We start from the raw sequence: 14,341 nt of genomic DNA on the forward strand, positions 1-14,341 counted from the left end.
ATCAATACGGCAGCAGTATAGTAAACTCGCTGCCCTCTCCAGGTTCCGACTTGCAAATTAACTTTCCTCCATGCTGTTCTACCACAATTTGATAACTGATAGACAATCCCAAACCCGTCCCCTTACCTACCTCTTTAGTAGTAAAAAACGGGTCAAATATTTTACCCAATACCTCCGAACTCATCCCCACACCATTATCTACAATGCGAATTGCTACTTGATTTCCTTCGGCGACTTCAGTGCAAATCTGAATTGTCGAGTCAACTTCCCTCCCTCTTTTTTCGTGATACAAAGCATCAATAGCATTAGTCAGTACATTCATAAATACCTGATTAATTTCTCCCGGATAGCAGTTCACTAAAGGCAAATTGCCGTACTCCTTGAACACTTGAATATCAATTAATTTGTGATCCAAAATCATCAACGTGCTGTCGATACCTTCGTGGAGATTCACCCATTTCCTATCTGATTCATCTAGCCGAGAAAAGTTTCGCAGCGACAACACAATATCGCGAACTCTCGCAGCACCCACTCTCATTGAATCTATCATTTTAGTGAAATCATTCATCAAAAAATCTAAATCAATTTGCTCGGTTAAATTTACTATTTCTGGTCCGGGATTTGGGTAATTATTTTGGTATAAACGTAGTAGATTTAGTAAGTTTTCCGCGTATTCATTGGTATAATATAAATTTCCATAAATAAAGTTAATCGGGTTATTAATTTCGTGAGCCACTCCCCCGACAACTTGCCCTAAACTGGACATTTTTTCACTTTGAATTAGCTGCAATTGAGTGTGGCGAAGTTCTTCTAATGCAGTATGCAAATTCTCAGTTCTTTGGGCTACTCGCGTTTCCAGAATACTATAAAAACGAGCATTTTCTAGAGAAATAGCGGCTTGTGCAGACAGGATTGCCAAAATTTCTAGCCTGTCGCTAGTAAAAGCACCTTTGGTTAAATTATTTTCTAAGTAAAAAATTCCCGTAAGGTTGCCTTGATGGATAATTGGCAATACTAGGATAGATAGGGGTTGATTGACCGCAATATAAGGGTCAAATTGGAATTGCTCGGAGCGGGGAGCATCATCTAAAACCAAGTATTTTTGCGTTCTTTCTACATAGTTAATCAAGGAAATTGGGAGGATATCCGATTCGGCAATCGGGAGAGATGGTAACACGGTTAGATCATTAAACTGACCGGTAAGTCCAACTTCTATGAATAATTGATTACCTGTCTTGGCAAGAAATAATACTTTTTGAGCGCCTGCATTTTCCTTGACAAGCTGTACAAGTTTCTCTAGCAAGCGGCTGAGAATAATTTCGCTCGAAACAGCTTGTGATGCTTTAACAACTGTTGAAAAATCCAGCACCAAACTATTGTTAATAGTAGTTTGGGCAGTGCTGATAACATTTTTATGTATTGGGTATTGATGGCGATCGACTAAATAATGATAACGGGATTCTAAGTATTTAACTTTTGCTATAGCTCCCCAGCGGATATAGGCATAATAAGCTTTTGTCAGATAAGTTCGAGCAATTATCTCTTTATCCAAAGATTGATAAAACTCTCCAGCTAATTCATATGCTAATGCTTCTTCTTGGATGTAACCGTTAGCAGCCGCTCCTTTAATAGCTAAGTCATAATAATCCATTGCTGTAAGAAGTTTATCGCTGAAAATTCTAGCTTTCTCAGCTTCAACTAACTCGTACTTGTGCTGATAATTCATGGGTGCATGGTAGGCCCACTTTTGCATAATTTGCTGATGAGAGTTAACAATAGCTAGGTATGCTTCTTTATTGTCACTGTCAGGATAGTGAGCGAGGAGAGCCAGCGAATAGTAGAAATTGTGTACCCCAACAGTGATTAAGCCGATCGCCCCATCTGCGTATTCTGCCGCTAATTTACCGCTGGCCACAGCCGCAGCATAATCTTTAAGTAAATAAAGCAGCATCAATTTAGCAACATAAGCTGCAAACAGCGACATTCGATTATTTTCTTTCTGCCAACGGGACATCACAGCAGGTTCATCCAACCTGTCGCTAACTAATCGTACTTGCTCTGATGTTTTGCTTCTTAAGCTTGAAGCAGTTACTTGCCAAATTTGAGCATAACCCATGGCAAATTCGTGTTTATTTTTTTGCAAAAACTCCATACAAACGCTTTGTTTTTCTTCGACATATTCTAACTGTTCTCCCACTAACACTAAATTAGTAATATAGTGCATAAAATTATAAACCGCCCATTCTAAATCACCATTTTCTACACCAAACTTCATCCCTTCTAGAAATGAATTAAGTGTGTTTTTAGTAGACTCTTTCCAGATTCTTATATGAGCATTAAACATTACATAAACCTTAGCTTTCTGTTGGCTAGCATTAAATTGTTCTAGCAGCTTTAAAGCTATTAATCCAGCGTAGTAGCCAGCTTCGATGTCGCCTTCGATGCCGCACAGCATCATTCCATAAAGAGTATAGGGAAAACTAGCTAATGGTGAATGACCGCGATCAATACAAAGATTGACCATAGTCAAGACGAGGGAGGACACAATTTCAGGTTTGGCAATATAAGCAGGAGGATAGAGGGCTGTCAGGATTTCCATAGCTGCCAGTTGATAAGGATCTGTCATAACTGGCAGATTGGCTAATTCCTCAATTCGCGGCAATTTTGGCACGGCAATGGTCTGCTTATCTAAGAGGTTGACTCCCAGGATTTCCAGCACTTCTAGACCTGTTTCAACAGCTTTTAGCATCTGGCTTTGAGCCTGATAAAATAGGATCTTGAGCTGATACACTTTCACTCTGTCAAGCTGGTTTTTAGCCGATCGCAAAACCACTTCCGCCAAATTTTCTGCTTGAGCGAAGTTGGTGTTTAAATATTCCGCTTCCAGTGTCTCTACATACAACCGCAGCGTCATGCTATAGTTGCGATCCCAGCTATCAGGTGGTAATAAGGAAATTCCCACATTCAAATACTTAACAGCGGGTTCATAAGCATTAGCTGCTTTGGCCTTATGTCCAGCGATTAAATTTAATCCTGCTAACTCATCTTTTTCGGATTGCAGGCTGAGACAATCAATTCCTACATTCAACTGGTTGATAATATCAAAAATTTTCTCTTCTACTTGATCGGCGGGCGTATTTTTAAGTAGCAATTTACCTATCTTAAGATGAGTGGCTTTCTTTTCATAATCAGGAATCAGCGAATATGCAGCTTGCTGGACGCGATCGTGCAAAAATTTATAGCTGACTCGCGAAGAATCGAAAGTTAAATTAACTCCTGCTTCTCCATCTAAAAATAAAGGAATGAGGTAACTCTCATTCAATGGAAGTATTAACCCCGCTTGCAAAGCATCCCAGAGTTCAGTCGCAGTGACTGATGGAGATTTTGCGTTGACAGTAGAGAGAACATCTAGAGTGAAACTGTCCCCAACACAAGCCGCCAATTTCAAAATTTCTTGTGTAATCTCTGGCAGTTGTTGGATCCGACTGGCTACCAGTTCAACTACACTCTTATCTGTGATGCCAATAGCCTGAATCTCCTCAATGTTCCACTGCCACTCCCCTCTTCTTGCGGGAGACAGCAGCTTGGCAAAGTCAAATTTCAAAAGTTTTTCTTGATAAAGAGTGTTGAGTAATTGCGTCAAGAAAAAAGGATTCCCACCAGTCTTATTCCAAATTAGCTCCGCTAAAGGTTGAATTCTTTCTGAGTCATTCAATGTCTCAGAAATTAACTCAGTCACCTGGGGTAAAGAAAGATGTTCCAGCACTAAAGTGTTAAGAATAATCCCCGTTTCTTGAATGTACTCTACTGTCTGCATTAAAGGATGTGTAGAGCTAACTTCATGGTCTCGATAGGCTCCAATTAATAGTAAATATTTGCTATCGGGGTCAGTCGCCAGCAATTCCATTAATTTCAAGGTTGCTGAATCTGACCACTGCAAGTCATCGATAAATATGACTAAGGGATGCTCTTTTTGCGCGAATACGTGGATAAATTCTTTGAATAGTCTGTTAAAGCGGTTTTGTGCTTCTGTGGGGGCAAGTTCCGCAACGGCAGGCTGTTTGCCTATTACCAATTCTAGTTCGGGAATCACGTCAATAATTACTTGTCCGGCATCGCCTAGTGCGGCTAAAAGTTTATGTTGCCAATCTTGTAATTTTTTGTTATTTTCGGCAAGTAACTGCTGGATCAAAGATTGAAAAGCTTGAATTAAAGATGCGTAAGGTATATTCCGCTTGAATTGGTCAAATTTACCTGAAATAAAATAACCCCGCTGTCTGGTGATGGGTTTTTGAATTTCGCTAACTACGGCAGATTTGCCTATACCTGCATAACCCGACACTAGGATCAGTTCAATTTGGGAAGAGGAAGAAATTTCCTCGCAGGGATTTGCTACACGTTCAAATGCTGCCAATAGTTCGCTGACTTGTGCTTCCCGACCGTACAATTTTTGAGGAATCAACAACTGACTCAATATATCTAAGTTTCCGGGGGTAAAATCGACGATCTTGCCTGTAATTTCTAACTGATTTAAACAAATTTCTAAATCGGCTAATAATCCGCCTGCGCTTTGATATCTATCTTCGGCATTTTTTGCCATCAATTTCATCACGATTTGTGAAAGTGCTGGTGGAATGTCTGAATTAATTTGATGGGGTACAATTGCCTGAGATGCTATGTGACTGTAAACTATCTCTAACGGGTCGTTACTCATAAATGGTAATTGACCTGTCAGCATTTCATATAAGGTAATACCGAGAGAATAAAAGTCTGTGCGGTAGTCAAGAGTGCGGTTCATTCTCCCGGTTTGTTCGGGAGACATATAAGCAAAAGTACCGACGATCGAGTTAATATTATTAATTTGGGGAGTTTCTTTGGACAATCGTGAAGCAATCCCGAAATCTGTCAGTTTAATAATTCCTGTTTGGCTGTTGAGGATGATATTGCTAGGCTTAATATCTTTATGAATGATTTTTTGAAGATGCAGATATTCTAAGGTTTTTATGAGTTGAATACCAAACCTCAAACACGTGATAACTTCGAGCTTTTGTCTGGACATCAGGCGATCGAGAGATTCGCCATTAAAGTCTTCTAAAAGCAAGCCGAGACGGTTATCAAAGGTTTCTAGGCTAAGGACTTTAACTAGGCCCGGATGGTCTAAATGTTGGCGAATGCGATACTCGTGCTTGATCCTGGTAATTGCATCGAGGGTGGGATATTCAGCTTTGAGGATTTTGAGTACAGTTGTCTCCTGCTGGGTGGGGATTTTTCCTCGATAAATAATTGTTTCGATACCTTCGTGGAGAGTAGAGTGGATTTGGTATTGCGAGAGAAATTGCATGGAGTTCTGCTCAGAGTTGAAAATATATCTGATTCTAGTCCCTGTTCGCTGTTGACTGTTGGCTGTTGGCTGACGGAACGAGCATCCTCAACCGTCAAAAGTCTTGACATGGCAACTGTTATATGCTTAATTCAACTATGTACTTAGGCAAACAAAAATCAAGCTTTATTTACTCGGACAAGAATCTATTTATAGATAAAGTGATAGTATTCATGGAATCAAGCCATTTTGCTACTATTATTCTCAATTAATATCCGATCGACAGCGGACGGCAACCACACCCCTACTATTCGGCTCTCCCCACTGTCCCTACCCCTTTAGCAAGATACATTGTTAAAGAAGGAAATACACAAAAATTTACATCTATAATTTGTGTAGTGTTCCAAATCGCTCCTCACCAGCAGCGATACAGCCCTCGCCAAGACAGACAGTAGGATAGAAAAAATATGTTTGAACGCTTTACAGAACAAGCCATTAAAGCAATCATGCTAGCCCAAGAGGAAGCGCGACGCCTCGGTCACAATTTTGTAGGCACCGAGCAAATTCTTCTGGGACTCGTCGGCGAAGGCACTGGCATCGCTGCAAAAGTATTACTGGATATGGGCCTCAACTTGAAAGAGGCGCGCAATGAAATCGAAAATATCATCGGTAGAGGTTCTGGGTTCCTCCCGCCTGAAATTCCTTTTACGCCCCGCGTTAAGCGCATTTTTGAGACGGCGCTGAACGAAGCGCGGCAGTTAGGCCACAATTACATCGGCACCGAGCACATCCTGCTGGGGCTGATTCAGGACGATGAAGGGGTGGCGGCGAAGGTGCTGCAAAACTTGGGAATCGATCGCCAGAGAGTCCGCACGCAGGTAATTCGTGCCGTGGGAGAAGTCGCTGCAGTACCCGGAGGTAGGGGAGATAGCGGCGATCGCAAAACCCCGACTTTAGAAGAATTTGGCACAAACCTGACCAAGTTAGCCGCAGCCGGCAAACTCGATCCCGTGGTAGGCCGCGAAAATGAAATTGAGCGTGTAATCCAAGTGCTCGGCCGCCGCACGAAGAACAATCCAGTCTTAGTGGGCGAACCGGGAGTCGGCAAAACAGCCCTCGCCGAAGGCCTAGCCCAGCGGATTGTTAATAGAAACGTCCCGGAAATTTTAGAAGATAAACAAGTAATCAGCCTCGATATGGGTTCGCTGATTGCTGGTACAAAGTTCCGAGGCGAATTTGAGGAACGCCTGACGAAAATCATGGCAGAAATTCGTGCTGCCGGCAACATCATTCTGGTAATCGATGAAATTCACACCTTAGTCGGTGCAGGCGCAATTCAAGGCAGCATGGACGCCTCCAATATGCTCAAACCCGCCCTTGCTAGAGGCGAATTGCAGTGTGTCGGCGCCACTACCTTGGATGAATATCGCAAACACATCGAGCGCGACGCTGCCTTAGAACGCCGCTTCCAACCGATCAAAGTCGGTGAACCGAGTGTGGCTGAAACAATAGAAATATTGTACGGGTTGCGATCGGCTTACGAACAGCATCACAGACTGACAATTTCCGACGCAGCTTTAGAAGCAGCGGCCACACTGTCAGACCGGTACATTAACGATCGGTTTTTGCCAGACAAGGCGATCGACTTAATTGACGAAGCAGGTTCCCGCGTCCGTGTGATGAATTCACAAACCCCGCCCGAAGTTAAAGAGCTCAAAAAGCAACTGCCTGCAGTAACAAAAGAAAAAGATGCAGCAGTGCGCGAGCAAGACTTCGACAAAGCTGGAAAATTGCGCGATCGCGAATTAGAGATTGAAGCCGAAATCGCGGAAGCTACGATCAACAAAAGCCAACTCAAAACTTCTCCCATTGTCACCGAAGAAGACATCGCCCACATCGTGGCTAATTGGACGGGAGTACCAGTCAGCAAGCTGACAGAATCCGAATCGGAATTGCTGCTGCACATGGAAGATACTTTGCACCAGCGTTTGATCGGTCAAGAAGAAGCTGTCAGCGCAGTTTCTAGGGCTATCCGTCGCGCGCGGGTAGGCTTGAAAAATCCGAATCGCCCGATCGCCAGTTTCATCTTTTCCGGCCCCACAGGCGTCGGCAAAACCGAACTTACAAAAGCCCTGGCAACTTATTTCTTCGGTTCCGAAGAAGCCATGATTCGGTTAGATATGTCCGAATTTATGGAACGCCACACGGTTTCTAAACTCATCGGTTCGCCTCCGGGTTACGTTGGCTACGATGAAGGCGGTCAACTAACAGAAGCAGTCCGGCGTCGTCCTTACACAGTCATCTTGTTCGACGAAATCGAAAAAGCTCACCCGGATGTCTTCAACATGATGCTCCAAATCTTGGAAGACGGCCGCTTGACCGATGCCAAAGGTCGGACAGTAGACTTTAAGAATACACTGCTGATCATGACCTCCAACATTGGTTCGCGAGTGATTGAAAAAGGCGGCGGCGGTCTCGGTTTCGAGTTTGCTGAAAGTGCTGCAGACGGTCAGTACAACCGCGTTCGCAGCCTGGTAAACGAAGAACTGAAACAGTTTTTCCGTCCCGAATTTATCAACCGCTTGGATGAGATTATCGTCTTCCGCCAGTTGAACAGGGAAGAAGTCAAGCAGATTGCGGACATTATGTTGCAGCAAGTCTTCAGCCGCTTAACCGAACAGGGTATTACTTTGTCGGTGACAGACCGGTTCAAGGACTTGTTAGTTACAGAAGGCTACAATCCCAGCTACGGTGCTCGACCTTTGCGCCGCGCCATCATGCGGTTGTTGGAAGATGTACTGGCTGAGGAAATGCTGTCTGGGAAGCTGAAAGACGGCCAAAAGGCAATAGTTGATGTGGATGAAAACGGTCAGGTTAAGGTAGTGCCCGATGGTTCATCTGAGCCAAAATTGCCAGAGTTCGCATTAAGCCATTAATGCACTCTACCAACGGATAAATACTGTTGATTAAAAACCCGGTTTCTTTGAGAAACCGGGTTTTTAATTAAATAATACCCGTAAAAAAAATGCAACTTATCGACGAATCTAATCCCACGATTGTAATTGCACAACCCAATGCTGCACAAAAGCAGAAATGCGATCGCGCCGAGTTTCAAAAGTAGCAGCAATCCAGATAAACGCAATGCCAAAAGCTAAACCAATCGCCCATTTAATCAGCGGATAATCGAAAATCAGAACCACCAACTGATAAAAAACATTGATTAAAAAAATTCCCGTTCCCACAAACAAAAACGCCCGAACTCGCAGCGCCAAACCCGCTGCAATAGCCACCAAACTAAAAGCCCCCGCAACTAAACCGTGGCTTTGCTGATGAGTCAAAAGAGGCATCCCGCAAATCAGCGCAGTTGCGATTATTCGCAGAGTGTGGCGCAGCGGTTTTTCTGCTGGTAATTTGAGAGTGCGATCGAATTGAGTAATGTAAAGTAAAGAAAGTCCTAAAGGAGTAACATAAAACTCTGGCTGAGTCAATCCTATTTGCCAGAACCACCGCAGCATTATCCAGTCAATTATTGCCACACTCACATAGGTAAAACGGACTTCCTCCTTTTCCCAAGCCAGGAAAAAATACAAAGTAGCAGCTATCAGTAAGCTAATCGGATAAAACTTAGCCGGACTTTCTAAAATAGTAACTATTGGAATCAGCGAAGCAATTACCTGCCAAGGTTTTTTTGACCAACCCCAGTTGTCCCAAGGCAAAATGTAAATGAAATAAGCTAATAGAGAAGCGAGGGCAACTTTCCAAGGCCCCAGCGGCCCGGAAATATACTTAACTAAAGGCGTATTGATCCAATAAAGCCGGATGCCAAAGGCTTCTAGCCAGCCCAAGTAAATCCAAATTTCTCCCCATTGGCGATCGAGATTATTTCGCCCTTGCAAGAAAGCGTATTGAACTAATAAAGCACCAGTGACTAATCCTAAACTGAGGCCGGACTTAATATCATCGGCAGAAGCCCAAATCAGCAGCAAACTGCTCAAAACCCAGTGCAGGTGAGCAAATATTTTTAACTCTGCATTAGTTAAATGTAAATAATTGCTGAGCCAAGGAGATAAAATGCGATAGATATATGTTAATGTTGTGCCGAGAGTTGCCAGGACAATTAAGCCGTCGCCAAAAGCTCCTCCTGCTGCTTGAAAAAGTTGATATAGTAGCGATTCGTAAGCAGCAACGGAAACGCCAATTAATCCTAAATAAACCAAAGGTTTGAATTCTGGCTCCCGCCTACCAATGCCGATCGCAATTAAAGACGCACCCAACACAGTTAAACCAGTCCAATTTGCAAAAGTGTGCGATCGGAAAGTTAAACCCAATACGCCGTAAACCAAAGGTATAAAATGAATGCTAGGTAAAATTGTTGAATCGGGGTGTCGGCGCCGCCACCAATCCCCCAACAATTGCGTAAACAATCCGAGAGCAATATTAGCAACTGCCAGATTAATAGTATTTTGTTCTACCAAACTCAAACCCACTGCTGTCAACAACTCCAAACTCCAAGCCAAAGCATAAATTGCCAGAGGGGAAAGTTGGCGTAAACTTCGGAAAATAATCGCAGCCATTATCACCAAAATAGCAGCCAAAACTTCAGTAGAGGGCGGAAAACTAAAGCTACTGGCTGCGTAGAGTTCAAAGGAATAAAAAGTAATAGTTGTCAACAGTAAGCCTGCAAGTAAGATTGCCCACCCATCTAAAGCTCGATCGTAAATTTGAGCTAATTGAGAAGACTCAGGTAAACGGCTGGAAAAACGAACAATCATGCTGCGAAGTAACCACAGACACAAAAGAGCGATCGCCCCGGCAATTCCCCAATCCCAACCCGACACAAAACCTAATTGATCGATCGCCGCAGCTACGAAAGTCAAGCCAAATCCCACTCCAATTGCAGCCGCTGGTATCTCGACTAAATAGTAAGTATTGACGAACATTAATCCGGCGGCCAAACCCAAACCAATTAACCGATATCCCGGAAAAATAAAAATTAGAATTTGTGCAAATATTAGGGCGATCGTACTAAAGGTACTGGCAACTTTTTTGTGAGGAACCTCAGTATATTTAGCAACAGCAGTCAAAGCCAAAGGAGTCGCCAGCCAGAGCAACCTCCACTGAGGGCGATCAGTGGCAGTACCCGCAATTACATAATTTTGCAACAAGACAAAGCTAAATCCTGCTAATACTAAGCCCAGATACCAGGAACTTTGGAACCATGCAGGATGCCTGCGTAAAAAGGCAGAGTTTTCTTGGGAATTTGCCGCTTTCATCCAGACAAAAAATACCCATTCACTAGCCATAAACATCAATAATATTGCTGACCAAATATTTGGTGTCAGACTTGGGAAAAATAGGTCAATTGCCGAAGCGATCGCCCCTAAACCCATAATGTGAGTTATGGGAACCAAAATTTCCGGATTTCCCTGTTGTTCAGCCGCCGAAGCCTGCCTCGAAACTCGCCGGGAATTATTGGGAATTAAGTATTTCCAAGTGATCCAACCTAAAATTAAAGTAGAGACTAATAAATTGAGCGATCGCCAAAACGGATTGACAAAACTAATAACAGTTAAAACACTCCCCAAACCGAGAGCAACCTTTTCGCCAAAACTGGCAAGTTGAAACTTTCGCTTGCGGTAGAGCCACTCGGCCGCACTTACCATTAAAATTAAATAAGGCAACAGTAAAACACCCCAAAAAGCCCAAGGAGTTTCCTGAGAGTTTGTAAGCTGAGTTAAAAATGCCACAACTTGTGTCTTAATCCCTAAAGGAAGCACTCGCCAAAACAGCCAAATACTCTGAAGTCCCACCACTTCAAGCATTACCAAATCAAACTCTTGCCAAAACCGCACTAAACGGTTATAAAAAAACCAAACCGCCAATCCGCTAACTGCGATCGCCTGTAGCGGAATGTCCCGAAAACAAACCAGCCACCCCAAACCCAACAAACCCATTCCCGCTAATTGCCATTTAAAAAAGTTGCTGGAATTTGGCAGGTCGGATATATTGTTTTCAATAGTCCCAGATGGCCGGGGTTGCTGCCAATCTAGCCATGCTAAAAGCACGCCACAAATCGCCAAAGCTAAACCCATTTCAGCGATATTTATATCCTTGACAAATATCGCTCGACCCAGTAAAATTCCTAACGAATAAGCTACTAAAGCTGCTTTTTTGTAAGTCAGAAAATCTCGGCTCAAACTGAAAGCAGCGGGGAATGTTTCAGTATTTCCCCCACGTTGGATAGATTGCAATCGTTGTTGCTGAACTTGATAAACTGTAGTAGCAGCAGTCCCCACTGTACCCACATAAACCGCAGTAAGGGAAAAGCCTGCCAATGCCCAACCCCAATGCAAATAACTCAATCCCAAGTGATTTAGGGCGATCGATCGAGCGATGTTTGTTCCTGAACAGCTTTGATATTGATATTTGATAATCCGGGCAGTTATCCAAGTCAAAATAAGTGCCGCTGCGATTGCTACCGCCCAATCCCAAGGATACCGCCACAATCCAAAAGTATCCATCGCCCAAAAATTGATCGGCACTAGCAACAGCGTCACTTCTTGCAAAGTTTGAGCAGTCAAGTGCAAATTCTGCTGTCTGTTTGCCCAACTGCTAATCGCCCAAAAGGTTAAAGTATAAGCTAATAAAACTCCATATTGTCCGGCGGCAGGAAATCTTTCCCACTGACTGGCAGCTAAGACTCCAGAGGAGACAACTACCATGAACACTCCTAAAAACAACAGCCACACCACGCTAATTTCTGCCATTAGCGATTGCAAAATTTGAGCGATCAAATTAGGGGCTTGAGTAGTTTCTGTGGGTCTAGCAACGCTTTCTCGGCTGCTAGGTACTGCTTTTTGCGTTGATAAGGCAGGTACTTTTGGCTCGGCAATAGGATCTCGCGGGTTTTCTATTTCAGAAAAATCTACAGCGGGCTCTCTGATTGGGCAGACTAAATACTGTCGGCACAATTCCTCAACCTCAGCGGGCGAAAGTAAACCTAGCCGCAGCCACGCATCTAAACCTGTCAACAACTCAGGATGCGAGGCTAAGACGCTCAATTCAATTTTGCTCGATCGATCTTTGGGAGACGACATTGGCTTAAACTTGTACTAGCTACCTTCAAGCTATAGCCTAGATTAATGTCGAGCCAATATGGCAACATTCCGCCATCGAAATTGGCACAATAAGTATTTATTACTAAAGAGCTGTCGCAGCCAGTGTCAATCGATTTTAGATTTTAGATTTTAGATTTTAGATTGACTTGCGCGAGATAAAGGCGGGGGCTTGAGGATTTTAGATTTTAGATTTTGGATTGATTCCACGGATAAATCACGTGGCGGGTACCATCAAGAAATTCTTGGTCAACCGGTGAAAAAATCCCGCTGATGGGCCTAAACCAGCGTACATCAGCGGTGAAAAACTCCATCCAAATTAGGACACAGCAGCGGTTTTCTTACCGATCGACATATTTCAACAAAGTGTCCACACTAGCATTGTGGTCTATGAAAGAAAACAAATGTTTGAAGAGGAGTTTTCCATCTGCATCCAAAACAAACTGAGCAGGCAAAGGAGCACCTAAAGCCTGACCGACTTGATAAGCCCGAAAAACTTGACAGCCTGGATCAGAAAGCAGAGGCATTTTCAAGCCTAAATCTCTAACCACAATTTGGCTTTGGCGATCGTCGGTACTGGCAACCATCAATAATTCTATATTGCGATCGGCAAATTTTTCCCAGTTTTCATTCAAAGCTTTAATGTGAGGAAAACAGAAAGGGCAATATTGCTTTTCAGTAAAAATCCGCGTAAAAGCCAGAATTACCGGCTTATCGCCCCGATAATTCGACAGCCGCACCAATTTGCCATTATTAATATCCGGCAATTCAAAATCTGGCGTCCTCTGTCCCAGCTTCAGAACATTACTCGCCGGAACAGGCAATAAATTTTGGAAAAACCGCTCATTTAACAAGCCGCTAAAATTAGTAGAAGTCAGCATATTTCCTAATTTGGTAATTGCTAATTGCTAATTGGTAATTAAAAATCCGCTTAAATAAATGCCTCTGCGGGTACGGACACGGCAGCGCCGTGTCCCTACACATATAATCTGCTTAAACCGCAGCAAAGAATACCTTAGACTTGACAGGATCGGGAGTCATGGTCTTGTCACCGGGCTGCCAGCCGGCGGGACAAACTTCATCGGGGTGAGACTGGACGTGTTGGATAGCTTGCAGAGTTCGGAGAGTTTCGTCCACGTTGCGGCCGAAGGCAAGATTGTTGATAGTAGAGTGTTGGATGATGCCTTCTTTGTCGATGATGAACAGACCTCGAAGGGCAATACCTGCTTCTGGGTCGAGGACGTTGTAGGCCGAACTAATTGTTTTTTTGAGGTCAGCAACTAAGGGATAGTTGAGGTCGCCAACACCGCCAGATTTGCGGTCTGTTTGTATCCAAGCGAGGTGAGAGAATTCACTGTCAACGGATACGCCGAGGATTTCGGTATCGATTTTCTTGAAGTCCTCGAAGCGATCGCTAAATGCTGTAATCTCAGTCGGGCACACAAAGGTGAAGTCCAAGGGGTAGAAGAACAGGACTACATACTTTTTGCCTTTATAGTCGGACAGTTTAACTGTCTTGAATTCCTGATCCACTACGGCTGTTGCTGCGAAATCGGGTGCAGCTTGACCAACCCGGAGGCATTCACTGGTCATAGATTTTGTTTCCTTTTTTACGAACTGTTACAAATATATCATACTCATAACGACTACAAGTATCTTCTAGAGAAACCAAAAAAAAACGCTCTCAAATTTGAGAGCGCAATTTTTTGGATTAAATAATGGCTCAGGCGGGATTTGAACCTGCGACCTTGGGCTTATGAGTCCCCTGCGCTAACCACTGCGCCACTGAGCCAAATCTACTTCACGATTTACTATCGTAGCACGGTAGGGCTAGCTATGTTCTCTTTTCAAGCAACACAATTTCTAATGACTTCCAGTAAAAGTTATGAGTTTTGCTAATCATTCA

General features: G+C 43.5%; 5 protein-coding genes and 1 tRNA gene. 1 reads left to right on the plus strand and 5 read right to left on the minus strand.

Going from position 1 to position 14,341, the window contains the following annotated elements; translation table 11 throughout:
* Window position 1: 1 nt before the first annotated feature.
* On the minus strand, window positions 2-5,341 hold the full coding sequence (locus tag QUA03_RS04780; protein ID WP_333210156.1) for an AAA family ATPase: 5,340 nt from the start codon (window positions 5,339-5,341) through the stop codon (window positions 2-4).
* A 446-nt stretch (window positions 5,342-5,787) separates the two neighbouring features.
* Between QUA03_RS04780 and QUA03_RS04785 the strand changes: the two genes are divergently transcribed.
* A complete protein-coding gene (locus QUA03_RS04785; protein WP_333210158.1) occupies window positions 5,788-8,256 on the plus strand; it encodes an ATP-dependent Clp protease ATP-binding subunit in 2,469 nt (822 codons plus the stop codon).
* A 108-nt stretch (window positions 8,257-8,364) separates the two neighbouring features.
* On the opposite strand, the gene QUA03_RS04790 is transcribed toward QUA03_RS04785, so the two are convergent.
* The 4 genes from QUA03_RS04790 to QUA03_RS04805 all read right to left on the minus strand — a co-directional run bounded on the left by QUA03_RS04790 (window position 8,365) and on the right by QUA03_RS04805 (window position 14,227).
* Complete coding sequence (locus tag QUA03_RS04790; protein ID WP_333210160.1) at window positions 8,365-12,417, minus strand: hypothetical protein; 4,053 nt, start codon at window positions 12,415-12,417, stop codon at window positions 8,365-8,367.
* A gap of 359 nt (window positions 12,418-12,776) precedes the next feature.
* Window positions 12,777-13,316, minus strand: a complete 540-nt coding sequence (locus QUA03_RS04795) for a redoxin domain-containing protein (protein WP_333210162.1) — start codon at window positions 13,314-13,316, stop codon at window positions 12,777-12,779.
* 112 nt (window positions 13,317-13,428) lie between these two features.
* The gene (locus QUA03_RS04800; protein ID WP_015178160.1) at window positions 13,429-14,028 is read right to left on the minus strand and encodes a peroxiredoxin; all 600 of its coding nucleotides are present in this window, start codon (window positions 14,026-14,028) and stop codon (window positions 13,429-13,431) included.
* Window positions 14,029-14,154: 126 nt separating this feature from the next.
* Window positions 14,155-14,227: transfer RNA gene (locus QUA03_RS04805), tRNA-Met, on the minus strand.
* Window positions 14,228-14,341: the final 114 nt, after the last annotated feature.

The sequence above is a fragment of the Microcoleus sp. S36b_A4 genome (genome assembly GCF_036700645.1).
GTDB lineage: Bacteria > Cyanobacteriota > Cyanobacteriia > Cyanobacteriales > Microcoleaceae > Microcoleus.

Coding starts and splice junctions, on each gene's coding strand:
- QUA03_RS04785 (WP_333210158.1), top strand. CDS start 5,788: ATGTTTGAACGCTTTACAGAACAAGCCATTAAAGCAATCATGCTAGCC.
- QUA03_RS04800 (WP_015178160.1), bottom strand. CDS start 14,028: ATGACCAGTGAATGCCTCCGGGTTGGTCAAGCTGCACCCGATTTCGCA.
- QUA03_RS04790 (WP_333210160.1), bottom strand. CDS start 12,417: ATGTCGTCTCCCAAAGATCGATCGAGCAAAATTGAATTGAGCGTCTTA.
- QUA03_RS04795 (WP_333210162.1), bottom strand. CDS start 13,316: ATGCTGACTTCTACTAATTTTAGCGGCTTGTTAAATGAGCGGTTTTTC.
- QUA03_RS04780 (WP_333210156.1), bottom strand. CDS start 5,341: ATGCAATTTCTCTCGCAATACCAAATCCACTCTACTCTCCACGAAGGT.